This is a genomic window from Shimazuella sp. NTD248, assembly GCF_059510395.1.
Genome location: NZ_JCAJZT010000004.1, coordinates 200,096 through 225,574, shown reverse-complemented (window position 1 = coordinate 225,574; position 25,479 = coordinate 200,096). Strand labels below are relative to the sequence as shown.

Annotated in this window: 27 protein-coding genes and 1 riboswitch; of the genes, 16 read left to right on the top strand and 11 right to left on the bottom strand. The window is 38.3% G+C overall.

The features are described from left to right. Nucleotides 1-203 precede the first annotated feature (203 nt). A complete protein-coding gene (locus tag AC5WOE_RS10750; RefSeq protein WP_496050190.1) occupies nucleotides 204-1,439 on the top strand; it encodes a macrolide family glycosyltransferase in 1,236 nt (411 codons plus the stop codon). Between the two features lie 157 nt (nucleotides 1,440-1,596). On the opposite strand, the gene AC5WOE_RS10745 is transcribed toward AC5WOE_RS10750, so the two are convergent. Beyond that, on the bottom strand, nucleotides 1,597-2,142 hold the full coding sequence (locus AC5WOE_RS10745) for a DUF4309 domain-containing protein (protein WP_496052567.1): 546 nt from the start codon (nucleotides 2,140-2,142) through the stop codon (nucleotides 1,597-1,599). 209 nt (nucleotides 2,143-2,351) lie between these two features. After that, nucleotides 2,352-2,462: riboswitch (TPP riboswitch) on the top strand. A gap of 139 nt (nucleotides 2,463-2,601) precedes the next feature. On the opposite strand from AC5WOE_RS10745, the gene thiD reads away from it, so the two are divergent. The 4 genes from thiD to thiE are packed head-to-tail and all read left to right on the top strand — an operon-like array spanning nucleotide 2,602 to nucleotide 6,061. Next, entirely contained in the window at nucleotides 2,602-3,408 is an 807-nt protein-coding gene (gene thiD / locus AC5WOE_RS10740) for a bifunctional hydroxymethylpyrimidine kinase/phosphomethylpyrimidine kinase (RefSeq protein ID WP_496052566.1), read from the top strand. Beyond that, nucleotides 3,401-4,639, top strand: a complete 1,239-nt coding sequence (cytX, locus tag AC5WOE_RS10735; protein ID WP_496052565.1) for a putative hydroxymethylpyrimidine transporter CytX — start codon at nucleotides 3,401-3,403, stop codon at nucleotides 4,637-4,639. The genes thiD and cytX overlap by 8 nt, the downstream gene beginning before the upstream one ends. After that, on the top strand, nucleotides 4,626-5,438 hold the full coding sequence (gene thiM, locus AC5WOE_RS10730) for a hydroxyethylthiazole kinase (RefSeq protein WP_496052564.1): 813 nt from the start codon (nucleotides 4,626-4,628) through the stop codon (nucleotides 5,436-5,438). Before cytX ends, thiM begins: the two co-directional genes overlap by 14 nt. Beyond that, on the top strand, nucleotides 5,429-6,061 hold the full coding sequence (gene thiE / locus AC5WOE_RS10725) for a thiamine phosphate synthase (RefSeq protein WP_496050185.1): 633 nt from the start codon (nucleotides 5,429-5,431) through the stop codon (nucleotides 6,059-6,061). Before thiM ends, thiE begins: the two co-directional genes overlap by 10 nt. Before the next feature lie 72 nt (nucleotides 6,062-6,133). Here thiE and AC5WOE_RS10720 read toward each other — a convergent pair whose 3' ends face one another. The 4 genes from AC5WOE_RS10720 to AC5WOE_RS10705 form a co-directional block, all read right to left on the bottom strand. Next, nucleotides 6,134-6,682, bottom strand: a complete 549-nt coding sequence (locus AC5WOE_RS10720) for a TIGR01440 family protein (protein ID WP_496050184.1) — start codon at nucleotides 6,680-6,682, stop codon at nucleotides 6,134-6,136. Next, nucleotides 6,683-7,126: a ribose 5-phosphate isomerase B gene (gene rpiB / locus AC5WOE_RS10715; protein ID WP_496052563.1), complete on the bottom strand. Its 444-nt coding sequence runs from the start codon at nucleotides 7,124-7,126 to the stop codon at nucleotides 6,683-6,685. 8 nt (nucleotides 7,127-7,134) lie between these two features. Then, nucleotides 7,135-7,584: a low molecular weight protein arginine phosphatase gene (locus AC5WOE_RS10710; protein ID WP_496050182.1), complete on the bottom strand. Its 450-nt coding sequence runs from the start codon at nucleotides 7,582-7,584 to the stop codon at nucleotides 7,135-7,137. Between the two features lie 97 nt (nucleotides 7,585-7,681). Further along, nucleotides 7,682-8,245 (bottom strand): manganese efflux pump MntP, encoded by a 564-nt coding sequence (locus AC5WOE_RS10705; RefSeq protein WP_496052562.1) that lies wholly within the window; start codon nucleotides 8,243-8,245, stop codon nucleotides 7,682-7,684. Nucleotides 8,246-8,525: 280 nt separating this feature from the next. On the opposite strand from AC5WOE_RS10705, the gene AC5WOE_RS10700 reads away from it, so the two are divergent. Further along, a complete protein-coding gene (locus AC5WOE_RS10700; RefSeq protein ID WP_496050180.1) occupies nucleotides 8,526-9,293 on the top strand; it encodes an SDR family NAD(P)-dependent oxidoreductase in 768 nt (255 codons plus the stop codon). A gap of 281 nt (nucleotides 9,294-9,574) precedes the next feature. Continuing rightward, entirely contained in the window at nucleotides 9,575-10,342 is a 768-nt protein-coding gene (locus AC5WOE_RS10695; protein WP_496050179.1) for an SDR family NAD(P)-dependent oxidoreductase, read from the top strand. 61 nt (nucleotides 10,343-10,403) lie between these two features. Here AC5WOE_RS10695 and AC5WOE_RS10690 read toward each other — a convergent pair whose 3' ends face one another. The 4 genes from AC5WOE_RS10690 to AC5WOE_RS10675 form a co-directional block, all read right to left on the bottom strand. Continuing rightward, the gene (locus tag AC5WOE_RS10690) at nucleotides 10,404-10,877 is read right to left on the bottom strand and encodes a GNAT family N-acetyltransferase (protein WP_496052561.1); all 474 of its coding nucleotides are present in this window, start codon (nucleotides 10,875-10,877) and stop codon (nucleotides 10,404-10,406) included. Between the two features lie 13 nt (nucleotides 10,878-10,890). Next, nucleotides 10,891-11,934 (bottom strand): L-threonylcarbamoyladenylate synthase, encoded by a 1,044-nt coding sequence (locus tag AC5WOE_RS10685; protein ID WP_496050431.1) that lies wholly within the window; start codon nucleotides 11,932-11,934, stop codon nucleotides 10,891-10,893. 56 nt (nucleotides 11,935-11,990) lie between these two features. Then, nucleotides 11,991-12,416 (bottom strand): hypothetical protein, encoded by a 426-nt coding sequence (locus AC5WOE_RS10680; protein ID WP_496050177.1) that lies wholly within the window; start codon nucleotides 12,414-12,416, stop codon nucleotides 11,991-11,993. 82 nt (nucleotides 12,417-12,498) lie between these two features. Continuing rightward, nucleotides 12,499-13,029, bottom strand: a complete 531-nt coding sequence (locus tag AC5WOE_RS10675) for a hypothetical protein (protein WP_496052560.1) — start codon at nucleotides 13,027-13,029, stop codon at nucleotides 12,499-12,501. A 336-nt stretch (nucleotides 13,030-13,365) separates the two neighbouring features. On the opposite strand from AC5WOE_RS10675, the gene AC5WOE_RS10670 reads away from it, so the two are divergent. Next, nucleotides 13,366-14,220 (top strand): hypothetical protein, encoded by an 855-nt coding sequence (locus tag AC5WOE_RS10670; protein ID WP_496050175.1) that lies wholly within the window; start codon nucleotides 13,366-13,368, stop codon nucleotides 14,218-14,220. 30 nt (nucleotides 14,221-14,250) lie between these two features. On the opposite strand, the gene spoIIR is transcribed toward AC5WOE_RS10670, so the two are convergent. Beyond that, nucleotides 14,251-14,886 carry a stage II sporulation protein R gene (spoIIR, locus tag AC5WOE_RS10665; RefSeq protein ID WP_496050174.1) on the bottom strand — a complete coding sequence of 212 codons (636 nt, stop codon included), beginning with the start codon at nucleotides 14,884-14,886 and terminating at the stop codon, nucleotides 14,251-14,253. Between the two features lie 112 nt (nucleotides 14,887-14,998). Here spoIIR and AC5WOE_RS10660 point away from each other — a divergent pair, with 112 nt between their 5' ends. Then, the gene (locus AC5WOE_RS10660) at nucleotides 14,999-15,526 is read left to right on the top strand and encodes a superoxide dismutase family protein (RefSeq protein WP_496050173.1); all 528 of its coding nucleotides are present in this window, start codon (nucleotides 14,999-15,001) and stop codon (nucleotides 15,524-15,526) included. A 77-nt stretch (nucleotides 15,527-15,603) separates the two neighbouring features. Here AC5WOE_RS10660 and AC5WOE_RS10655 read toward each other — a convergent pair whose 3' ends face one another. Continuing rightward, a complete protein-coding gene (locus AC5WOE_RS10655) occupies nucleotides 15,604-16,398 on the bottom strand; it encodes a helix-turn-helix domain-containing protein (RefSeq protein WP_496050172.1) in 795 nt (264 codons plus the stop codon). Between the two features lie 175 nt (nucleotides 16,399-16,573). Here AC5WOE_RS10655 and AC5WOE_RS10650 point away from each other — a divergent pair, with 175 nt between their 5' ends. From AC5WOE_RS10650 to AC5WOE_RS10620, 7 genes are all read left to right on the top strand, one after another. Then, entirely contained in the window at nucleotides 16,574-17,248 is a 675-nt protein-coding gene (locus tag AC5WOE_RS10650) for a response regulator transcription factor (protein WP_496050171.1), read from the top strand. Next, the gene (locus tag AC5WOE_RS10645; protein ID WP_496050170.1) at nucleotides 17,245-18,600 is read left to right on the top strand and encodes a sensor histidine kinase; all 1,356 of its coding nucleotides are present in this window, start codon (nucleotides 17,245-17,247) and stop codon (nucleotides 18,598-18,600) included. Before AC5WOE_RS10650 ends, AC5WOE_RS10645 begins: the two co-directional genes overlap by 4 nt. 124 nt (nucleotides 18,601-18,724) lie before the next feature. Then, nucleotides 18,725-21,838: an efflux RND transporter permease subunit gene (locus AC5WOE_RS10640; protein ID WP_496050169.1), complete on the top strand. Its 3,114-nt coding sequence runs from the start codon at nucleotides 18,725-18,727 to the stop codon at nucleotides 21,836-21,838. Between the two features lie 159 nt (nucleotides 21,839-21,997). Next, nucleotides 21,998-22,450 (top strand): Rrf2 family transcriptional regulator, encoded by a 453-nt coding sequence (locus AC5WOE_RS10635; RefSeq protein WP_496050168.1) that lies wholly within the window; start codon nucleotides 21,998-22,000, stop codon nucleotides 22,448-22,450. A 301-nt stretch (nucleotides 22,451-22,751) separates the two neighbouring features. Next, nucleotides 22,752-23,930, top strand: a complete 1,179-nt coding sequence (locus AC5WOE_RS10630; RefSeq protein WP_496050167.1) for an MFS transporter — start codon at nucleotides 22,752-22,754, stop codon at nucleotides 23,928-23,930. Nucleotides 23,931-24,014: 84 nt separating this feature from the next. Beyond that, a complete protein-coding gene (locus AC5WOE_RS10625; protein WP_496050166.1) occupies nucleotides 24,015-24,722 on the top strand; it encodes an SDR family oxidoreductase in 708 nt (235 codons plus the stop codon). Between the two features lie 135 nt (nucleotides 24,723-24,857). Continuing rightward, nucleotides 24,858-25,478, top strand: coding sequence for a PadR family transcriptional regulator (locus tag AC5WOE_RS10620; RefSeq protein WP_496050165.1), 621 nt, complete (start codon nucleotides 24,858-24,860; stop codon nucleotides 25,476-25,478). Nucleotide 25,479: the final 1 nt, after the last annotated feature.

Sequence of the window (25,479 nt, the reverse complement as noted above, 5' to 3'; positions counted from 1 at the left end):
ATACTTTACCTTTATGTGATTTGTGCTTTTTATATTCCTAATATTCACAATGTCTTTGTATCCATTTTTGCTTCTAAGAACCCATATCAAAAGGAAAGATACCAATGTCATATTAATCAATTTATACAAATTTTCCAGATATTCATACTCCGTTCATATAATAAAGTGATACTATGTGTATATTTTGAAATGAGGTGTTGAAAATGTCCAGAGTATTAATGGTCAATTATATGGGGGAAGGACACATTAATCCTTCTATTGGTTTCATAACAGAATTAGTAAGACGTGGAGAACATGTCACCTATTACACAAGTGATCACTACAAAGACAAGCTGGTACAAACAGGTGCAGAAGTTCGCTCGATCTCTTCAAAGGCACAAACCTTGATGAATGAGCTTATAGCAAGCTTCTTCCATAACCAAAAGGATCAAAACAGGAGTCCTATGATTGGTAATATGGACAAAATGATGCAGTCCATGGAATGGATTACAGATGAAATTTTAACAGACATTCAAAACGAAGTTTATGATTATGTTCTATTTGATGCGATGAATTCTCCTGGAAAATGGATTGCGGACATGAAGAAGTTACCATCTTATGCGATATGGTCTTCCTTTGCCTCCAATCAAAAATCCGACTTTTTCAAAAAAGTAACGGAAAAATGGTCACCCGAAACAAAAAAAGCATTTGAAGAAAAAAAAGAACAAATGATACAGCTAAACAAAAGACTAGAAAAAAAATATGGAATTTCCATCGCTGGTTTTCTAAATGGCATGACTGTGGAAGCTGACGCCCACATTGTGTTTACTTCTCGATTGTTCCAGCCTGAGTCTGAACTTTATGGAGACGATTACCTCTTTGTCGGACCTTCTCTGATAGATCGAAAAGACCAAACGGATTTCCCTATCCATGAGCTGCAAACAGAACCGGTAGTTTACATGGCTCTCGGTACAATTGTCAATAAACGAGCCGATTTATATCAAATGTGCATGGATGCATTAAAAGATCTGGATATAAAAGTGGTTCTCAGCATAGGCAATCATTTATCCCCAACAGATATTGGGCCTATCCCTGATAATTTTATCGTGCGCAATTATGTACCACAGCTAGAAGTCTTAAAACACAGTGATGTTTTTATCACCCACTGCGGGATGAACAGCACAAGTGAAGGATTATACTTTGGAAATGCCCTTGTCATGTTACCACTCGTAAATGATCAGCCTATGGTAGCAGAACGGGTAGAAAAATTAGGGGCCGGCCTCTTGCTTGATCCAGAAAATTTACAGGTGGATTCATTGCGGAATGCAGTACTAGAAGCGTTAAACAACCCCTCCTACAAACAAAACAGCTTAAAAATCAGCCGTGCTTTTCAAGAAGCTGGTGGATATGTCAAAGCTGTGGATGAATTATTAAAAAGAACAAAAAAAGACAACAAATAATATAAAAGATCAACAAAGAAACTCCTAATTCCATAACCAAAAGAATACTTTCAAATTGATGAAAAGCACTTCTGAAAAAAATTCCAGAAGTGCTTTTTCGATTTAGATCGTCATTTTAGTTTGTTTTCCATTCACTTCAGATCCGATGAACAAAATCTCAATTCTTCTTATATACAGTAAGCTCTACTAATTCTAATCCGTCTTTTCTATCCGTTACATTTGTCCAATGAATATCTATTAGGTTTTTTCCCGACTGATACGTTTCATAGATTTGCCCAGCACCTTGATCATGATCGATCGGTTCACCTAACGCTTTATGAACCTCATCATGTGAGAGCGCAAGTACTCGTTTATCTGTTGTCGTCACTTTGGATACTATACCCTTGGTAATGGTAAAGCTCACTTTACGCTTTTTGTATTCCAAATATTCCTGATAACCTTTGTATTCCTCCTTATTTTCGGGTTGTCCCCATTTTTTTATAATATCTTCCTCTTTAGAACCCAAACCAAACTGTTCACTATTGATCACTTTTCCTTGAGCAGCCAATTTTACTATTTTATCAATGGTTTGTTTGTGATCTTTTGATGTTTTATTCGTTGCATGTTGATATGCAGCATGTGCATCTGGAATCGATGTGATAACTGGAACGGCAGCTGTTACTAAAAGAGTAGTAGCAAGTAACGTTTTTGCTATTTTTTTCATCGTATCTACAACCTTTTCTTGTATATTGGGAGATATCAAATCATTCCCTTTATTCATAAATATATAATACTTACAATGGGAAATGGTTTCCAAAAAGTTAATATTTCAAAAATTAATGGAATGAATATTGAAAATGAATCAAGTTTGGCTAACCACTTGAATTTATCAGCAGCATTAATTAAGATGAAATAGAAATACAATTATAATTTGAATAGAACTAGGGGTGCCGTTAATGGTCGGCTGAGATTAAGACACGATAGTCTTTGACCCTTTAACCTGATCTGGATAATGCCAGCGTAGGAAAGTGAGCGAGTGAATACATCTAATTTTGTATTCCTAACATCGATTTGTTCGAGCACAAGTCCTCATGAGGGTTTGTGCTTTTTTATGTTTACTTGCAGGCCACTTCTTTTATCTGGAAATAATCAAGTTCTATTCACAAAGAAAGGAGCAGAGAAAATGAAAAAAGTATTAACAATAGCCGGTTCTGATTCAAGTGGCGGTGCAGGTATTCAAGCGGATTTGAAAACTTTTTCCGCTCATGGTGTTTATGGAATGAGTGTGATTACAGCAGTAACAGCTCAAAATACGCAAGGGGTGTTTGCTGTTCAAGACATGACGCCGGATTTGATTGCCAGTCAGCTTGATGCCATTTTTCGTGATATTGAAGTAGATGCCGTGAAAATAGGGATGGTCTCACAAATCGAAACGATAAAAGTAATCGTGGAAAAATTAACAAAATATGCACCAAAGCATATTGTTGTCGACCCCGTTATGGTTTCAAAAAGTGGATATGATTTATTGAGTCCAAATGCAAAAGAGGCTCTCATTCATGAACTTATCCCGATCGCAACACTTATAACTCCTAATCTGCCAGAAGCAGAAGTGATAACAGGTAGAAAAATCACTCTGCTTAAAGAAATAGAAGAAGCTGCTATTCAAATGCATGCATTGGGGGCGAAAGCTGTGCTTGTTAAAGGCGGACACCGTGAGAATGATGCAACCGACATATGTTTTGATGGTGAAGAATTTACTTATTTTCATGCAGCAAGAATAGACACAGCAAACACTCATGGTACAGGTTGTACATTATCGTCAGCAATTGCTTCTAATCTAGCAAATGATTTTCAACTAAATGCAGCGATTAAAGAAGCAAAAGATTATATCACACTTGCAATTCAGCACTCTTTTTCAATTGGAAAAGGTGTTGGGTCAGTACATCATTTTTACTCCTTGTATAACAGGGCAGGGAAACACCATGTCTAGCAATCATCTTGAAGAAATAACGAAATGGAATTTTGCAACACTATGGTTCGGAGCTGCCGTTTCCGTAGCGGAAATAATGACAGGAGCACTCATTGCACCTCTAGGTTTCTATAAAGGTTTAACCGCTATCTTATTAGGACATGTAATGGGAACGCTGCTACTTGTTTTGGGAGGAGTAATTGGATCGCGTGAACGTTTAACGGCAATGGAATCCACTAAAATTTCATTTGGGAGTTATGGCAGTTACCTATTCTCCATCTTAAACGTTTTGCAGTTACTTGGCTGGACTGCAATTATGATTTTAACAGGTGCCCAATCTGTCAATTTCGTGACTTCCAATAACTATCATGTTAATCAGCCATGGGTTTGGTGTCTGGTAATTGGTTTCTTCATTTGTATTTGGCTGTATTTTGGTCAAAATGCCTGGAAGAAGTTAAATAGTATAGCTGTGTGTTTATTATTCGTTTTAACAATCGTATTGTGTTTTGTAGTTTTTAAAAATGATGAAATTCTTTTAAAGCCAAGTACCTCAGGGTTATCTTTTGGAGCAGCGGTTGAATTATCTGTCATTATGCCATTGTCATGGCTTCCATTAATCAGTGACTATACCCGATTCGCCAAATCAACTTCGGAAGGTGCAATTGGAAGTTTCCTGGGCTATATGGTTGGCAGCTCATGGATGTATACAATTGGGCTTGGTGCTGCACTTGCATTTCATGAGTTTGATCCAGTAGCAGTACTAATGAGTGCAAACCTCGGTTTATTCGCTGTAGGAATTGTTGTTTTGGCAACTGTTACGACAACTTTTATGGATGCTTATTCTGCTGGTATTTCCGTTACAACCATCTTTCCAAAATTAAATGGAAAGCATGTAGCAATGATCCTTACGATAATGGGAACTCTGCTTGCCATCGTTTTTCCGATGGAGAGGTATGAAGGATTTTTATATACAATCGGTTCTTTTTTTGCACCACTATATGCGATCTTATTAACCGATTACTTCATTTTGAAACGCTCCAAAATACGAAAAACATTGAGATTAGATTGGCTTGCTATCGTTACTTGGATCATCGGGGTAGTTATTTATTTTAAATTCGTAGAGATCGATAGTTTTCTTGGTGCAACAGTGCCGAGTATGGTATTGATTTGTGTCATTTATATTGTTTTACAATTTTTGATTCGTACATTTGTCAGGAAACCATTAGGGAGAGATAAACATGTCCAAGATTAATGACATTAGTGAATTAGTAGCCTGTGTAAAAGAAAAAAAGCCGTTAGTTCATCATATAACAAACTATGTAACGGTAAATGATTGTGCAAATATAGTTTTAGCCTTAGGGGGTTCTCCTGTCATGGCAGATGATATAGCAGAAGTGGAAGAAATGGTAACTTTTGCATCTGCATTGGTCATTAATATTGGTACGCTTAATGATCGAACCATTCCATCTATGCTGACAGCAGGGAAAAAAGCCAATCAATTAGGTATTCCTGTCATCTTAGATCCAGTAGGTGCAGGGGCTACAACTCTTCGAACAGATACGGTTGCAAAACTTTTAAAAGAAGTCCAGTTTGCAGTTGTTCGCGGCAATATGTCAGAAATAAAAATGATTGCTGGCTTAGAAGTTCAGATTAAAGGCGTTGATTCCATTGCTGATGAAGAAAATGGTGTTGCAATTGCCAAATCACTATCAGCAGAGTTAGGATCTGTTGTTGCCATTACAGGTGCAGTTGATATTGTTGCAGATACAGATAGAGTGTGCACCATTTCAAATGGAGATAAAATGTTAGCAGATGTGACCGGAACTGGATGTATGAGTACCTCATTAATAGGCACTTATGCAAGTATAACAAATGATTATTTCCTTGCAGCAGTTGCCGGAATTACAACAATGGGTTTAAGTGGTGAACGGGCGAAGCAGCGCCTGACGGATCGAGAAGCAATTGGAACATTTAAAGTGAATTTATTTGATGAAGTGTCCAAGATGTATGCAGATACATTGTTACTTGGAGGAAAAATGAAATGGCACTAACCAAACCAATTGATTACAAACTATATTTAGTCACGAACCGGGATATTTTAGGGTCACGAGATCTCATTGAATCTGTTGAAGAAGCAATAAAAGGTGGAGTAACAATCGTTCAACTAAGAGAAAAAAACTGTAGTAGTTTAGAATTTTATCATCTAGCAATGAAAGTAAAAGAAATCACTTCAAAATACGATGTCCCACTTGTTATCAATGACCGTCTTGATATTGCATTTGCAATAAATGCTGAAGGATTGCATATCGGACAGGAAGATTTACCTATATCCGTTGCACGGAAACTTATTGGTGAAAAGATGTTTATCGGCGTGTCAGCAACTACATTAGACGAAGCCGTTCTTGCACAAGAACAAGGGGCAGACTACATCGGTATTGGTTCGGTGTATCCTACAAATACAAAGCTAGATGCAAAAAATGTATCCTTAGATGAACTTCGCATAATTCGCAAAACTCTATCGATTCCGATTGTAGGTATTGGTGGGATAAAGGAAGAAAACATATCCGAAATAATGGAAACAAATATAGATGGTGTTGCAATTGTGTCTGCAATTCTAGGGAAAAAGAATATAAAATTGGCAGCGGAAGAACTACTGAAAAAAATAAATGCTTGAACTGATCCGATTTTTACTTTCATTAAAATAATATTTACCAAAAGAACGCTGCTGTCAGCGCTCTTTTGGTGGTTATTTATTTTCCAGTACATAAACAGCACGACTTCCCCCGATTAACTTCGGTCTGGTTCTCGCCATCGTAACATAAGCTTTTCCAATATAAGGATTTTTGGGGCGTACGGGAACTGCCACAGGCTTTACATGCATTCCGATTAACGTACTGCCTATATCTATTCCCGCATCTGCCGCTATGGATTCTACTAATATACTATCGGCTAAATGACGATATGCATAAGATGCCATCGCCCCTCCAGCATGTCTTACTGGTACTGCTGCAACCTCTGTTAGATGTAATCGTGCCGCTGTTGCCCTCGATACAACAAGTGCTCGGTTGAGATGTTCACAGCATTGAAAAGCGAGCATAAATCCAAATCGCTGCATATATTCGGAGAAGACCCCATAAATAGCTTCAGCAACTTGATCACTTCCATAGCTCCCTATTCGCTCACCTAACACTTCACTCGTACTCACACCAACGACAAGCAATTTCTGGTCATCAAGTGGAAATGCATCAAGCAAATCTTGAAGAGCTGCTGCTGTTTCCTGATGAATCTGTTCCATTTAACGTAATTCCTCAAGTTTAGCGATCTTCTCGATACGCCTTTCATGTCTATTACCTTGGAAAGAAGCTTTGAGCCATGCATCCATAATCGACAATGCCAAATCTCGTCCAACTACGCGCTCACCAAGACAGAGAATGTTGGCGTTGTTGTGTTCGCGACTCATTTTTGCAGAAAACTCATCAGAAACGACTGCTGCACGAATCCCTCTAATTTTATTTGCCGCGATGGACATGCCTATGCCTGTCCCGCAAACCAAAATACCTAAATCCACTTCTTTATTTACCACTTTATTTCCTACAGGAGCTGCATAATCGGGATAATCGACAGACTCTTCCACATATGCACCACAATCTTCAAAATCGATTTCTTTAGACTTCAGATAGGCGATAATCTCTTTCTTTAAATGAATACCACCATGATCCGAACCAACTGCTATTTTCATTTTTTGAACTACTCCCTCGACCATTTTTTTATTAGGTCTTCCAGATGCTGATATATCTCTTCTGCACATCGACGATATACTTCAACAGAAGAACCATATGGGTCCATAATATCAAATGAATCATCTGTTATATATTCTGTTAGTGTATAAACTTTTTTATCCGACGCAGGTGATTCTAATAAGATTGCATTTTTATGTTGTTGTGTCATAGTAAGAATCACATCTGCCCATTCGAGTAGTTCATAATCTAACCTTTGAGCTTGATGATCTGTTTGGATACCTTCCGAAGTAAGTACTTCCTTTGCCTGTGGGCTAATATTGTCTCCAGGTACAGCATAAATTCCCGCTGAACGAACCTCTAGCGGGAATTGTTTTTGTTTCGACATATGCGTAAGAATTGCTTCTGCCATCGGGCTTCGACATGTGTTACCTGTGCAGACAAACAAAACACGTTTCAACTTATTTCCCACCTTTCTTCATTCCTTTCAGTGGGTATGCGCAAAAAAGACCCCCACTACTCATGTATAACACATTCCAAAAGTATTTGACAAATACTTACCAAATAAATTGGACTCCCAGTGTAATGAGAACAAAACCACCGAATACTTCTCCATATTTCCCGATCCAGCTACCCATTAAACGCCCAAAATATAATCCAAACCAAGACATTATTCCTCCAGCCAATCCGCACAAAAAGACCGTTAACATCGGGTCTGTTGCAAAAAAGCCTAAACTTAACCCAGCGGATAGGGAATCCAAACTTACACTGAATGCAATCAATATGACCCCAATAATCGTTTTATCACTAAATGGTAGAGTTTCTTCCCTGTCTTGAATACTCGACCAAAACATCTGTAGACCGAGTAAACAGAGCAATGCACCACCAATAATAACTGCAATATGATGAAAATAAAGACTTAAATATTGTCCAATCCAGATTCCAATCAAAGGCATGAAAACATGAAAAATAGCAATAAAACTACTGATTAATACAGCTTTGTTACGGGTAGGTTTACGCATGCCAAGACCCAATCCAAGTGAAAAAGCATCCATTCCTAAAGCGATAGCGATGATGCTGAGTGTGAAAATTTGTCCCCATGCCAATGTGCTAATATTCATGGTGAACCTCCTTGTCCTTGGTTCATAAGACAAGGTTATGCAGAGAAGAAAAAAGATAGAATGGATAAAATGGAAGACATACGAATGAGTATAAATTACGTTCCATTTTCTAGCACTAAGTTATTGTTCTTACAATTTCTACTTTTAATATCTTGAATATGCTATTATTTCATTATCATTAATTTATATTTAATGTAATTATCAATCTTCAAAAGATAATTAGTAATTCCTATTGATTTTTCCAATTTTTATCGGAAGACTCCATGAAAGGATGAACAAAATGGATTTTCATGACAAAGTTGTGATGATCACTGGAGCTGCAGGAGCGATCGGGAAAGTATTAAGCAAACGTTTTCACGAGGAAGGGGCAATCTTAGTACTTATCGATAAAGACCAGAAAGGTTTAGATGCATTAAAAGATTACCTACCAAAAGATGTAGAAGCCCTATACTTCCATGCAGATTGTACAAATGAAGAAATGGTAAAGCACTACGTAAACAAAACAATAGATTTATTCGGTGGGATTGAAGCATTTGTCCATTGCGTAGGTATTACAGGTGATGTAAAACCAGCAACCACACTTGACACATCTCATTTGATGGAAATTTACCAATCAAATGTTATAACCGCATTTTTAAATTATAAATACGTTTACCCAGTAATGCAGAAGCAGCGCTATGGTTCTATTTTGTTTACATCTGCTGTGCACGGTCTTCGCGGCCTGCCACATTTTGCAGCTTACTCTACTGCTTGTCATGCTTTGCTTGGATTTATGAAGTCCGTAGCACTTGAAGCAGCACTCACGGGTGTAAGAGTAAATGCGCTGATACCTGCTCCAACTAACTCTCCTGTGATGGAGGAAGTAGAGAAGGCACTATTCCCAAGTGATCCGCACTTAGGACGAAAGCACATTTTAGGATTTCTTCCTTATGGTCGATATGTAGAACCAGAAGAAATAGCGGAAACTGCGGTGTATATGTCTTCCCATCGAGCAAAATATATTAATGGTACATCTCATATTATTGACGGCGGTATGTTAGCAAAATAATGTATGTAAGTTTAAAATCACAACTACCTTTTCTATCATTGGTTTGTAATAGATAAATTGTGAGCAACAAACAGCAAAATGGATATACCCTATCTATTATCAAGTAAACAAGGTTGCTATACATATCCGAAGAATATAAATTCAAAAACATAAATACAAAGGGAATTCCAGCACTATTCATGTGCTAGATGTAACTGCACACTGGAAATGATTCGCTCATAAATTACTGTATTTTCCTATTTGTTTATTCAAAATAAAATAAATAGAGAGGATGGATTTAGGTGGAATTCAAAGATAAAGTTGTGATGATCACTGGAGCTGCGGGAACACTTGGGACATCATTGAGTAAACGATTTCAAGAAGAAGGGGCTTTTCTAGTCCTCATTGATAATGATAATGAAAAGTTAGATGAACTAAAAGAACAACTGCCAAATGGATCGGATTCCATTTTTATTCCAGCTGATTGCAGAGATGATGAACAAGTAAAACACTATGTTGATAAAACAGTTGATTTACTCGGTAATATTGATGTCTTAATCAATGGTGTAGGTATTTATGGCCCTATTACCCAAGCTTCTGACATTTCATCACATTACATAATGGATACGTTTGAAACCAATGTATTGACTTCTTTCTTGAATTACAAATATGTGCTGCCAGTCATGCAAAAACAACAAAGCGGATGTATCCTTTTTGTATCAGCTGTTTTTGGATTACGAGGATTGCCATTCTTTTCTGCCTATTCTATGGTATCTCATGCACTGCTTGGATTTATGAAGTCGGCTGCATTGGATTGCGTCTCATCAGGAGTAAGAGTAAACGCAGTAATTCCGGCACCTATGAAATCTTCTATGATGGATGATGTGGAAAGAATTCTCTTCCCTGATGATCCAATGATGGGAAGACAACAAATTTTAAGCTTACTTCCAATGGGACGTTATTTGGAAGCAGATGAAGTAACAGAGAGTGTTTTATTTTTAGCTTCTGACAAAGCGAAATACATCACTGGAACATCTCACATTATTGATGGTGGAATGACTGCTAAGTAGTAGGAAACAGATGGTCAAAATTAATAAACTTAATATATAACTTGATTTCTACCCACTTATTTTAAAAGTGGGTATTTTCTGCTGAATTCCTATAAAGTACAGTTAAAGACAGTATAGAATTTACTGTCAATTGGTCTACTTTTTGAAATCCCAAAGAAAGATACAGGTTAATTGCTGGTATATTAACAGAACCCGTTTGAACTTTAAATCCGCTCACTTGATTTTCATATTTATGAAATAAAAATTGGAGCATTGTTCTAGCTATTCCCCTGCGAAAATAAGTCGGATGAACGAAAACACGATAGATATCTAACACCTCTTCGATGATTTGAAAACTAATCACACCAACAAGTATTTTCTCATGATAATACCCAAAAAATGTTTCTGTTGAGCTTTGCAAACTCTCTATTGTATCTTTTAACGGCGGTATATCATCCATCCCTATTATTCGTGCTTCCACTTGGTATGCTGGAATTTGTAGTTGTAAAACTTGCTCAGCAGTGTACCTATCCGATACATCTAGCAGTTTTATCATAGCATTCTCCTAATCATGAGATTGTTCTTCCTTCTGCTGCTTTGTTTAATCGATTCATTACAGACAAATATAAACCATGCAATGGGAACGTTTCAGATAAAATAAAGTCTATATCCATTGCATCAAACTTACGTAATGCATCATATAATCCTTTTGCCACAGATGCTGGATAAGTACGACTTCCACAAACTACTATTTGAACTCCCACATATTTATCTTCATTTTCTGATGTAGTTAATATACCGACACGGTATCCAGATTTTATCTTTTCCCGGGAAATAGTTTGAATCTTTTCTGCCATGTCTTCACCTGTCACCAACCACATTTCCCCTTTCGGAGCATAATGGCGGTATTTCATCCCAGGTGATCGAGGTTTTTCTTGTAGAGCAGTATCCACTAATACATCTCCTGCTACTGCCTGTAAATCTTCTAATGTAATTCCACCTGGCCTCAGTAAAACAGGAGTCTCCCCTGTTACATCAACAACAGTAGACTCTACCCCAACTGTCGTACTTCCCCCATCTAAAATGAGATCGATGTTCCCACTCAAATCTTCTGCTACATGACTTGCACTAGTAGGACTTGGGCGGCCAGACCGATTGGCACTTGGGGCAGCAATTGGCACATTCGCCAATTCTATTAATGCTAAAGCAAGTGGATGATCAGGTATACGTATACCCACAGTAGAAAGTCCAGCAGTTACACCTGCTGCAAAACCCTCTCGGTGTTTCATTACATAGGTGATAGGACCAGGTGAATATCGCTCCATAAGTTGTCTAGCAACACTAGGGACTTCCCTTACCCACTCTTCGATCTGCTCCATCTCAGCTAGATGTACAATCAGCGGGTTATCACTAGGTCTACCTTTGGCTTGAAAAATCCGACGGACTGCTGCTTCATTGGTGGCATCTGCACCCAATCCATAGACTGTTTCAGTCGGAAATGCAACTAAGCCGCCTGTTTGTAAAAGATGGGCGGCTTTTTTTATATCGGAATGTTGAAGATAAAAGTCTCGTTTTTGATCATAGGTAAGGTTAATTACAGTTGTCACTTTGATACCCCTTGTTTTCTTATTATCTTTTCAAGGTATCGGATTGTGGATGAAAATGCAAATTAAGGATGGAGTGGATAGCTTAATAACATGCCATTTGAAGCTACTTGTCTGTAATGGGTTGAATTTACTATACTTTCCGGTACTTTCTCTGACGGTGTGAAACCCAAATCCAGCAGCCATTTCGATGTCGGTGGAACAACCAAGCAGAGTTGTTTTTTTCCTTGTTTCTGACAATACATCATCAAGTGATCGAACAAAGCACCCAATTGTTCTATTGTTGGCGTCCCATTTGCAAACCGCAGCGAATGCAAGTATCCTACGCTCTCATGTAACTCAATCGCCAACATTCCAATTGGTTTTTGATCGAGAAAGGATTGCACAATAAAATAATCATCGATTTTATGTACCGGCTCACCAGATACACTTAAATTACAAGTATTTATCCATTTTCGATCTTCTTCCACTGCTTTGCGTAGAAAAAACATCCCAAAACTCCCTTTGTTCATAGTCTTGATTTCAATCTATGAGACAAAAGCTTATTTATACCTATTTTTCTAGATGATAGACTTATATATTTTTTATAAAATGAATAACATGACTCTTTGTATAAATCCATGTTATGATGAGAAGAGAATCCCAGTCGAAAGGACACTCATGACCTTCAGTCAGCACGACTTGACGCTCGCATTCGCCAAGGCGGCGATGGGACAGACCGACAACTCCTCCCCACTCGGCAGGCAGATCGCCGGGTACGTGGAGGAAATCCGTTCCACACAGCAGTCTGGTCAGGAGCAGACGACTCGTTCCGAGCGTCAACAGACAACTCAACCCGCACAGACCTTCCAGCAGCGGCTGGCGGCGGTTCGATCCGCGCAGCAGCCCGGTCAGGAGCAGCAGCGACCGGTTCAACCCGCGCAGCAGCCTGGCCAGGAGCAGCAGCGACCGGTTCGATCCGCGCAGTCCGGACAGCGGCAGCAGCGGACCAAGACTCTGGTTGTTGGCGTGAACCACGGGAACGGCTTCACGCCTGCCCCCGGTTCCGAGATCGTCGAAGTCCAGGCGGATCGTGTTGTCTTCGGGATCAACTACAGCTGACACCTCTGTGCCAGCACAGGCGGTTCTGCATTATCCATGTGAAAACATGTCGATAAAGCAGAGCCGCCGCGACGTTTGTAAGGCTTTTTTTACTTTATTTCACCATCAATAAATGTATTCTTTTAGGAATTTGTTTAATCAAACCACGCACAATCTTTCGTGATACAATCATTTTTATCTTATTTGGAAAAAAATAAAAGGAACTCCTTTTCTAAACAATCTTGATATATTATCTAAACAATAAGACTTTAGTCTCAAATTATATCAGTCTATTGTTTGTTTTTAATATCATCCTACTGTTATATGCTCTATTTACATAATATTCAGAGGTGATCTCCTATGTCTTTCATTAAAACTTTTAAAAACACTTATGTTCAAGAGAAAGGGTTAGTTTGGACAGGTTTTATCGGTATTATAGTGGCAATACTATGTGGATGTTTGTTTATCTTTCATGGTAGTAATGATATACCTCCCGAAGGAAAATTCTCAAATGTAATTTCTTTTGATCTTGCGATTGGAATCTATGCCTTGACAACTGCCGTTCTTCTGACCACGTTACAACTTACAACACCCTTACGAAAAAAAATACTTGTGTATCCCTTAATCGTCACAGCATTGGTAGCATACATTTGTGAAACGGTACAAAACTTAAGGGGAATAAATGCCAGATTTACCCACACGAACCTTCCATTTTCTTTTTTGAATGATCTCATTACAAATGTGGCAGCCATACTGATTCTATTATTTATTATTTTTACGGTTATTATTTTCCGAACAAAAAAAGAAGAGCACCCATTGCTTCTCCTCTCTGTTAAATATAGTTGTATTGCAGTTCTTTTAGGCGGGATTGTATCAGGTTTATGGATGAGTATGGAGCAAGGAAGATGGGTTGGGGAAGCAGGAAATATTATGATCATACATTTTATAGGCTTTCATAGCATGCAAACTCTCCCGATTATAGGATGGTTCCTTCAAAATTCAACTATTTCTTTGCATAAAGCTCGAAAAGCTATCCATACTGCTGGAATTACCTGGATCGTACTCATTCTATTTTTGTTCTTACAAACAGCTTCAGGAAAATCAATTTATGATCTCACCATTTACTTGATAATCATCATTCTTTGCCTCTTGGTCTGGTTTATTTGCTTATTGTGGAGCTACTTGAAAAATCTACAGTCTCCAAGTGAAATGTAAGGCATTCTTTTTCATGAGTGTCTTTTCTAACTAATTAAAAAGGGTTTTCATTTTATCCAACAACAAGAAACGAACTTCTAAATGATTTGCTTTGACCTGTTTCTCATCTTTACCAGCCTCTGCATATACTTCCCTTTCTGGAACATCGGTAGAGAGAACCGCACCACTGTCGTTTTTCGGAAAAGCCTCTCCTTTCCCCATATCAACAAAACACAATGGAGGAAAAAGTACACACCACCAGTTACCACCCTTACCAGAGCCTATTGTTACTAAGAGAGCTTCATAATTGCCAGCTGCATATACTTGATCACCATATAATTTTGTTGGAAAAGGAACTTGTCCAAATTGGACTTTGACTGGATACGAAAAGCCGTATTTCTTAATTGTTTCTTTCGCTAGTTGTTGAAACAATGGCAGATGTTGACGAACCATTTGTCGAGCTTCCGCTATGTTTTTTGGTTTATGTACCCATGTTTTCATTTCAGTTACGATTTCATTGCGAACTTGACGCTTGAGCCACTGGTCTTGAACAGAATCACTATTGGCGAGAATTCGCAGCCTCACCGCTTCATTTGGAATACTTGGTACACTGGATTCTACTATATGGTGACTTGATACAATCCACATCGATAAGAAAAATGTTATAAGTGCAAAAAACTTTTTCATCACTTTCCCTCCTCCCTATTCAGTATGGACAAGTGAGGGGAAGTTTAGTCGTGTTATCATTCGGAAAATTTTGTTATAATTGTTATAAATACTTATCGAGGAGGAACTTCTAATGCGTATTTATCTCCTTCTGTTACCTTTTTTGCTGTCTTCACTCACAATAGGATGTACATCACACGCATCCAAACAAGCCGTAGCAACGTTGATTGATTCCAAAGGAATGAATGTAGGAACGGTGAAAATAACGGAGATTCACGATGGGGTACAAGTAGATGTTAAAGCACAAAATTTACCCGCAGGCCCTCATGCCTTCCATGTTCATGCAGTAGGTAAGTGCTCTGCACCGGATTTTAAATCAGCAGGACCTCATTTTAATCCAACAGGAAAACAACATGGCCATCTCAATCCACTAGGAAATCATGCAGGGGACTTGGGGAATATCACAGTCAAAAATGATGGAACATTTCAATTAACCAAAAAACTCGAAGGAATTACACTGGAAGCCGGACAAAAAAATTCACTCTTTCAAAGTGCAGGAACTGCTTTTGTGATTCATGAAAAACCAGATGACGAGAAAACAGACCCAACTGGAAACGCTGGTAATCGTATCGCTTGCGGGGTAGTAAAGGTTTCAAAATAAATAGTACATATCTTGTTCCATATAGAGCCGGCTCATGAAGACAAATGGATATGTCTTCATGAGCCTTTTATCCCTTATTAGAGGAGGATCGGAATACCACTTAGCTCCATCCGCTGGAGACCCTCCTTAGCTTCTGTACTGCCTAGTGGTGAAAGAAGGTAGTGTATGTTTTTATTTCTCAAGAACTTCCCTACCAATTCCTCGTGATACAACCTTTCGAGAAATGTGTTGGTGGCTTCAGGAATCTTGTCTACCTGTATTTCATTTTCACCTTGCAGCAAAAATAGGAGAACCTTCAACCGTGATTCTATAAGCAACCTATCTGAACTTGTTTCCAGTGCTACTACCAACCCCATAAACTGGTCCACCGTAATAGAAGTATTGGTTGAGCCTACTTCGATCACAGAAAGCCGGTTACTCTTCAAGCGGATTCCCAGAGCCTCGACGTATTCGGAAAGCTGCTTTATTGACCATCCATGCTTTATCCTCTCTTCACGAACATTGTCGCCAACGACTCTGGCATAATAGTTTTTCGGATAGGGGACAAGGTCTTCTCTCTCCAGAATGACAAAGTCTCCTGAATGAATCTCGTCTGAGTGATCCGTTAGCAGCCACTCAGGAGTGGTTCGAAATATTTTTGCACAGCCTATGAGCTGGTCTATGGTCAAAACAGGTGCGGACTGACCAACAGATACAGCTCTTTCGATTTCAGAGAGGCTGCTGATTCCCACTCCCAGCAAGCGAAGCATATGCTCACACGCTTGCTGGGACCAGCCCCAGTACTCCCTCTGTAGGGCGATATTCCTTCCCGCCACTCCTGAATAGTAAGTTTCCATTTCCGTACGAGGGCCATTACTCCATGCAGATGGCATTTTTTCTCCTTAAGGGATAACGACAATACAAAATGATTATACTGAAAAAGAATAGTTTTATAAATATAAATAAAAAATCACTAGTGAAATTCCATTATTAAACAGATAAAATAAAGTTTGATATAATCGATCAAACATGTTAATCTGGCCCAAAAAACAGCTGTGAGGACAATCAATGGTAAATATTCTCATCGTAGAAGATGATATTCATATTCGAAATATGCTTGCATTTTATTTAAAAAAAGAAGGTTTTGAAATTCATCAGTCGGAAAATGGCGATCATGCTCTCACTATAATATATTCTAGGCCGATCGACCTAGTAGTGCTAGACATTATGTTACCTGAAAAAGACGGATGGGAAGTTTGTCGAGAAATTCGTAAAGCACATGACACCCCAATTTTAATGGTAACTGCAAAACAGGAAATGGATCAGAGGATCAAAGGATTGGAAATCGGGGCGGATGACTATATCACAAAACCATTTGATCCATTGGAACTTGTGGCACGGGTAAAAGCGTTACTCCGACGTGCCCGCATGACATCCCGTAACTGGGTAGAAATAGGTGATACAGTTATTGATGCCAATAGTTATACCGTCAACATAGGACATCAAACGATAAAGCTCCCTCCAAAAGAATTTGAGCTTCTGTTTCAATTAGCCAGTTACCCTAGTCAGATTTTTACAAGAACCCAATTGATTGAAAGAATCTGGGGAATTGACTTTGTCGGCGATGAACGAACAGTCGATGTCCATATCAAGCGGCTTCGTCAACGCTTTGATCAAGAAACAAACGCTTTTCAAATCACGACGATTCGAGGTCTTGGCTACCGATTGGATGTGCCCTCATGATGCGCACTCTTTATTTTCGGTTGGTCATTACCTTTATTGGTGTTGTCATTATAAGCTTAGTCATTTCTTTTTTTATTGCTGATATACTGTACCGCCAAGACTTAGAAAAGCAAATTCAGCAAACTATCGTTCGCCAAGGGAAAGAAATAATATCTTTGTACCAGCAAAACCCTTCAAAAAACATAGATACCTATTTGAATAGCATTTCCCTCCTCCATTATGATATTTGGTTATTTACCAACTCAAAAAATGGAAAATATTTTAGTTTGAATCCCAAAAAAACAAGTCCACCTTTTACAAATAATGATATTCAATTTGTAAAAAAAGGAGGAATTTATTATGGAAAACCGAATACGAAATCAGTTCAAGTGGTAGGGTTACCATTCCAAATCAATAACCAGCCTTATGCACTCTTCATTAAACTAAATGAACTGAGATTTAGTGAAAAAATAAATCAAATTGTACATACCGTTCTCTACAGCGTTTTTATCATAGGCAGTATTTTGATATTAATTGCATCTCAATACCTTGTAAGACCGTTAAAAGCGATGACATCGGCAACTAAAAAACTATCCCAAGGCAACTTTGATATCCATCTGGAAGTAAAACAAAAGAACGAGCTCGGCACACTTGCACATAGTTTTAATCGAATGGCTAAGGAATTAAGTGAGCTGGAACAAATGCGCCAAGACTTTGTATCCAATGTATCTCACGAAATCCAATCGCCTCTCACTTCCATACGAGGATATTCTGAAATGTTAAAAGACCAAACCATTTCAATCGAAGAACGAACTGCATTTCTCGATATTATCCAGCAGGAAACCGAAAGATTATCTCGCTTGAGTGAAAACTTACTAAAATTGGCTTCCCTTGAATCCAATCACCACCCCTTTCACCCTGAATCTTACCGTTTGGATGAACAACTTCGGAGACTCGTAGCCTTCTTGGAACCGCAATGGTCAGAAAAACAGTTAAAAGTAACGGTGAAGCTAGAAAAAATAACGATCTTTGCTGATCAAGACCAGCTCAGTCAAGTATGGCTAAATCTGCTCAGCAATAGTATTAAGTTCACCCCAGATGAAGGCAGCATTCACATCCAACTTACAAGTAGAGAACGACAAATCATTGTCCGAATAACAGATACAGGCATTGGTATCCCAAAGGATATCCAACCGCATATTTTTGATCGCTTTTACACAGGTGATCCTGCTCGAAGTCGTCTAAAATCTGGTAATGGACTTGGATTATCCATCGTCAAAAAAATAGTAGAATTACATGATGGTGAAATAATAGTTGAAAGTGAAGAAGGGAAAATGACAACATTTACCGTTATCTTACCAGAGCAAGTATAAAGCAACCTTTTCCCAAAGGTTGTTTTTTTCATTCACTATTTTGTCAAAACTATAGTTGTTTGTTCATACTGTGTTCATCTTGAACGACTATTTTTATAACAGCAAAATAAAGGAGGAGCCCTTCGTGACAAAATGGAGCTTAAAAAATAACATTGTTATTATCTTGCTCGCCATTATTGTGATTGTTTCTGGTGTACTGGTTACTGGCAAACTAAAACTAGAAACAATCCCAGATGTAAGCAATCCGATACTTACTGTACAAGCCAATCAACCCGGTGCTAGTGCAGAAGATATAGAAAAAAATGTAACAAAACCGCTTGAAGATACGATCAAACAACAAAATGATTATGAGAGCTTTACAAGTACCTCAAGCGATAATGCAACAAGTATTCAAATCACCTATGCATATGGAACGGATTTGGATAAAAAAGAACAAGAGTTAAATAATAATTTCGCAAAAGTGGCATTGCCTGAAAAAACAGATGTTCAAATTAAACGCATCAACCTTGAAGACTTGCCAGTTTATACCGCTGCCCTTTCCACTAAATACGAAGCGGATTTGCAAAAAGAATTAGAAGATAAAATCATCCCTGAACTAGAAAAAACAGATGGGGTTAATGAAGTAACCCTGAAAGGAACAAAAACAACCAAGGTCGCAATCCAGGTAAATCTCGAGAAAGCTCAAGCAAAAGGGCTGACGCTAAATAGCATTCAACAAGCTATCCAAAACGAAGATTATGCACTGCCTGCTGGTTCAGCTGAAACAAAAGACAATACGATTGCAGTTCGTTTAGTCGGACATATTAAAAAAGCAGCTGATTTGAAAAATATCCCGATCACCCCAGCATCAGCAGGAGCAAACTCACAACTTGCTGTATCCGCAAAACCAGTCAAACTGGGAGATATTGCGGAGATTAAAACGATCTCAGAACAAAATGAGATCAGCAAAGTTAATGGAGAAAACGCCTTTCAGATCGAGGTCACAAAAGACCAAGATGCCAACACAACGGACGTCTCCAAATCTGTACGGGATATACTGACGAAGTACCAGCAAAATGTGGCTTTTAAAATCCATACGATTTCGGATCAAGGAGATGCTACGGAAAAATCCATTTCCAGTTTGATTCATGAGGCCTTATATGGAGCAATATTTGTCGTGTTGATCATTGCCCTCTTTTTGCGCAATATCCGGGCGACCATCATTGCCCTAATTTCTATTCCGATTTCCATTTTAGTGACGTTAGACTTGATGGAACCGATGGGATATACCTTAAACATCATGACCCTCGGTGGATTAGCCGTAGCTGTTGGACGGATTGTCGATGACAGTATCGTGGTAATCGAAAATATTTTCCGTTGGAAACAGCTAAAAGGAAATGAACTTTCCCAGAAGCAAATCGTACTAAGAGCAACCAAAGAAGTGGGAACTGCTGTAGCTTCTTCTACCTTTGTTACGATCGCTGTCTTTCTTCCACTTGCCTTTGTCTCTGGTATGATTGGAGAAATTTTCCGTCCCTTTGCATTAACAGTGGCTATCTCTATCCTAGTATCTTTGATCGTCGCCTTTACCTTAATTCCTATGCTGGGAGCATCGTTCTTTAAAAAAGTTGCTCATCATTCCGAAGAGACAAGACTTTCGCGCATTTATGGAAAATTACTACATGGTGCTCTGCGTCAGAAGACGTTGGTAATCATTGCGTCCCTATTCATATTGATCGGTTCGCTTGCGATGATTCCTCGTCTAGGATTTTCTTTCTTACCATCAGGAGATGCAGAACTTGTTACCTCTGAGATTACTTTACCTACTGGTACAACCCTTGGAGCTACTGAAGAACTAGCAGATAAGTTAGAGGACAAAATCAAAGACATGAATCTCTTTGATAAACGACAAGTGACAATTGGTATGTCCAATACGTTTCAGATGGCACAAACGAATGAACAAAAGATAACATTTACATTGGAATTGAAAAACGGCGAATCTGTCGATGATGCCTTAACCAAAGTAGAAAAAGAAATGACGAAAATCAGCCAAGATAAATATCCAAAAGCAAAAGTCAAAGTATCTGAGCAAGCACATGCGGGGCCAAGTTCAGGAAATGATGTCGAGGTTAAACTGTATGGAGATAACCTAAAAAATTTAACAACAGCATCGAACCAGATAGAAGATCTTTTCAACCAAAATAAAGACTTAAAAAACGTTACCAATAATAGTCAAGAAACCCGTAAAGCATGGAACATCACCTTAAATCAAGAAGGAAAAGAATTAGGTCTTACCCCTGGCCAAGTAATGCAGACAGTTAGCGAACATCTTCAACCATTAGATGTTGGAACGTACACATTAGATGGAGTGGATAAAAGTCTCGTTCTCGAATATAACGATAAAATTTCATCCGAAACACAGATAAAAGCGATAAAAATCCAAACGGCAAAAGGAGAAAAAGCATTATCGGAAATCGCAGATGTAAAATTGAGCAATGTCCCTGCATCGGTTTTGCATGAAAATGGTGAAACATATACCAAAGTAACTGCCTTAGTGAAAGGTAACAATACGTTAAAGGTCACTGATCAAATCAAACAAGATATTGATGCCTTATCTCTCCCGAGCGGCATTACTGTACAAATTGGCGGTGGGAATGAAGATATTACGGACGGACTCACCAGTCTAGGTATCTCTATAGCCATAGCGATTGGATTGGTATTTGTCATCTTGAGCATGACCTATGGTGGATTACTCACCCCATTGGTAATCTTATCCTCGCTCTTGTTTGTTCCCATTGGGGCAATAACAGGATTATTGATTACCGGACAACCAATATCGATGAGTGTAATGATCGGCTTACTGATGTTAGTAGGGATTGTCGTAACCAATGCGATTGTGTTATTAGATCGAGTCGAAAAGAAACGAAAAGCTGGCTTAGAGTTACAACAAGCCATCATGGATGCAGCAAAAACGCGTCTGCGTCCGATCTTGATGACAGCACTGGCTACCATCTGTGCCTTGATCCCATTAGCTCTGTCTACCGATTCTAGTTTGCTTATCTCCCAAGGTTTAGCAATTACAGTTATCGGTGGATTGACAACTTCAACGCTTCTTACATTGTTCTTCGTTCCGGTGCTCTATTCTCTGGTCGGAAAGTTTCGGAAAATCGAAGTTGACTCAGCAGAACTTGAGTTAGAGCAAAATGTTAATCCAGAAGAGGATAACAAGGAAAAAGCAAGGGAATTGGTAGAAGTTTAATTAAAAAATATTTTCATTCACTGATCTGCACCCCAAAAGTTGGACTAAAAAATCTAACTGGAAGGGTGCATTTTTCATGACAAAAATAGATAACGTACAAAATGTAACTTGACAATCAAACTAAATGTAACTAATATGGTTACATCAAGAGGTGAGAGAATGAGTTCCAACAGTCGATTTACAATTGCTTTACATGTTTTATCAAGAATATCAGTGGCAAATAAAAAGAATGAGGATTTTATTACATCCGATCAAATAGCAAACAGTGTCAACACGAATCCGGTATTTATCCGGCGTATCTTAGGAATGTTAAAAAAAGCAAACTTAGTGATTGTCCAGAAAGGCAGAATTCGGTCTGGTTGGAAATTAGCACGCTCACCTCTAGAAATTACGATGCTCAACGTATATGATGCAATGGAAGAAAAACCAATATTTGAAATGCATCATAGCCCTCCTAATCAAAGTTGTCTGATAGGAAAAGGAATCCAACCAGCTTTAAAAAAATTTTACAGTAATATAGACATCGCGATGAGAGATCAAATGAAGAATGTTACATTGGCAGACATAATGGAAGAAGCACTATCTTACTCAACTGATGGTCAGTTACTCTGACTGTTTCCCATATAACATAATCTTTATGTTCTTATTAATTGCGATCATTTCACTCTCCACGAAAACTATGTCCTTTAGCACTCAATAGAAGATTTATTCCTTAAGCAGCTATTTGAATGAAGATTCAATAGCTATTATTTCGGCTTTAAATGTAACTAATCCAGTTACAATAAGAGAGATTTTCATGCAAACAATAATGCACTTAAGAGAAATGAATACAGGGTTTGGTTAAGTCATTTTTGTTATTTACTATCGAGTTTTCAGCTCAGAAATTTTTCGAAAAGATAAGGAGGATAAGATTTTGAAACGTATATTACTTGCAATTGCAATCATAGCAACAAGTGCAAATATGGCTGTGACCTTATTTCCCATTTATCAAGAAAAGTTTCATACGACCAGTTTTACGATGACGAGTATCTTTGTAGTTTATATTTTGTTTTTATTGCCTTCGTTATTAGTAGCAGGTCCGCTGGGAGATTTGAAAGGATATAAATTTGTTGCCATAAGTGCCACTTTAATCGATATATTAGCTGTTGCAGTATTTGCAACTGCGACGAATTTGTGGGAAATATTTTTGGCCAGGGCCTTATCTGGAATCTCTGTTGGCTTATTTTTAGGAACAGGAAATGCTTTTCTATTGCATCATACTCCTAAATCGAAGGTTCCTTTCTCATTAAAATTTTCAGGCATCGCGACGATGGTTGGATTTGGATTAGGTCCTGCCACTAGCGGTTTAGTTCTTCAATACAGTTTGTGGAATCCAGATAGATTAGCTTTTATGTTGCTTTTACTAGCTTTAGTTATGTCGGCAATTCTTTTATTTACGGTGAAACATGCAACGGATTCCAAGAAAGAAAAGATAAAATTTCAAATAAAGCTTGGAATTCCTCAGTCTCATCAGCAACTATTTTGGCTTTTTGTCGGCCCTATTGTTTTTGCTTCGTTTGCTTTAAATGGAACAGTATTGGCCATGATGCCGATGTTTGTAAAAACAGTCCTGCACTCCTCTAATCATGCAGCTGTTGGTTTACTATTACTGCTGTTATTTGGCGGAGGAGCAATCCTTCAGTTTATTCCTATTCTAAAGAATACAATGCACCGAGCAAGGGTAGGCTTTTTATTTTTGCTGGCAGGTACATGGTTCGTGATCATGTCCGGATCGAAGGAAAGCATGAGTTTACTATGGATTGGAATGGCACTTCAAGCATTTGGAACCGGATGGGGATTTCAGGCTTGCTTAAAACTGATTGGTGCAATGGGAACTGCTTCTGATAGAGCTCGGATTTTCTCCACCTTTTATAGTTTGGCTTATCTAGGTATGTCCTTACCTACATTGGGTGTGGGTTTCCTGATGCTCAATTGGACTCTTATCCCATCGCTGATTTTACTAGGCAGTATCATGACAGCTTTTGGTATAGGAATTATAGGTATTTCTTTTGCCATATTCAAAAAGAAAGATTCTGTTGGATGGATGAAATAATTTTGATTTCTAGTAAAACACTAAGGTAAATCAGGTGCATGAAAAACCAAATTTAAAAATGATGCAAAAGAGAGGGCGAGAACGATGAATAAAAAAGTAGCATTAATTACAGGAGCAAATAGAGGATTAGGTTTGGAGATCGGAAGACAACTTGCTCAAAAAGGCATCACTGTGCTTCTAGCGTCCAGAAATTATGATAATGCAGTTGAAGCAGCTAAAACGTTGCAAAAAGAACAGTTAGATGCCCATGGTGTAAAATTAGATGTTACCAATAGCGATCATATTACTGCTGTTGCACAATGGATAAAAGAGGAATATGGTGAGCTAGATATTCTGATTAATAATGCGGGAGTTTCCTTAGATCGTACAGGTAGAAATATAGATACTCTGCGTAAAACATTTGAAGTCAATGTGTTTGCTGTTTATGAATTGACAGAGGCACTACTGCCTCTCTTAAAAGCAAGTCCCAATGGCAGAATTGTAAATCAATCGAGTATCTTTGGTTCGATTGCATCTGTTTTATCAAACAGTGAGCGATTAGGAAATCTTCCTGCATATTCAGCTTCCAAAGCAGCTCTCAATATGTTGACAGTTACTTGGGCTAATGCATTAAAAGGGACAAACGTGAAAGTAAATGCATGTCATCCAGGCTGGGTAAGAACAGATATGGGGGGGCAACATGCAGATTTAGATATCTCAGAGGGCGCGGAAACCGCTGTTCGTCTAGCCATGCTTCCAGAGGATGGACCTACAGGTGGATATTATCACAAAGATGAAGTATTACCTTGGTAAGCCATTTATAACAATATGGTAAAACGCTTGATTTCGCATAGATCAAGCGTTTTTATTTTGCTTGATGACAAATCTTTTTGAGCCATATATTCGTTATCTTGACATAGTCATATTTATACTAGTAATATTATTACTATGAAAACCCAAATAAAAAGATCACCGATTGCCTTAGCCATTCTTTCATTCTTAGTCGAAGAACCGATGCATCCATATCGTATGCAGCAATTAATTAAGGAAAGGGGAAAAGACGAGGTCATTAATGTCCGTCATCGAGCGAGTATTTATCAAACCATTGACCGCTTACATCGAGATGAAGCCATCGTTACAAAAGAAAAAACGAGTAATGAGGGGAAACCAGATCAAACCGTTTATGAAATAACAGATAAAGGGAAGAAAATCGCGTTCCATTGGATCAAAGAAATGCTGTCTACACCCAAACAAGAATTTTTAGATTTCCCAGCTGTGCTTTCTTTTCTTGCTCTTTTACCACCTGAAGTTGTTTTAGAACAGTTAAAAAAAAGAGCTAGAGCACTTGAAGAGATACAGATTCAAATCGACGATCAGTTTCAGCAATCCAAGCAGATCAATCTTCCACGTTTGTTTTTACTGGAAACAGAGTATCAACAAGCAGTTATCACAGCAGAATTAAAGTGGGTGCAGTCCATCATTCATGATATAGGAACCAAAGAGTTAGATTGGAATGATGAGTGGCTCCAAGAGATAAAACAAATATTTTCCCAATCTCACTCGTCATAAA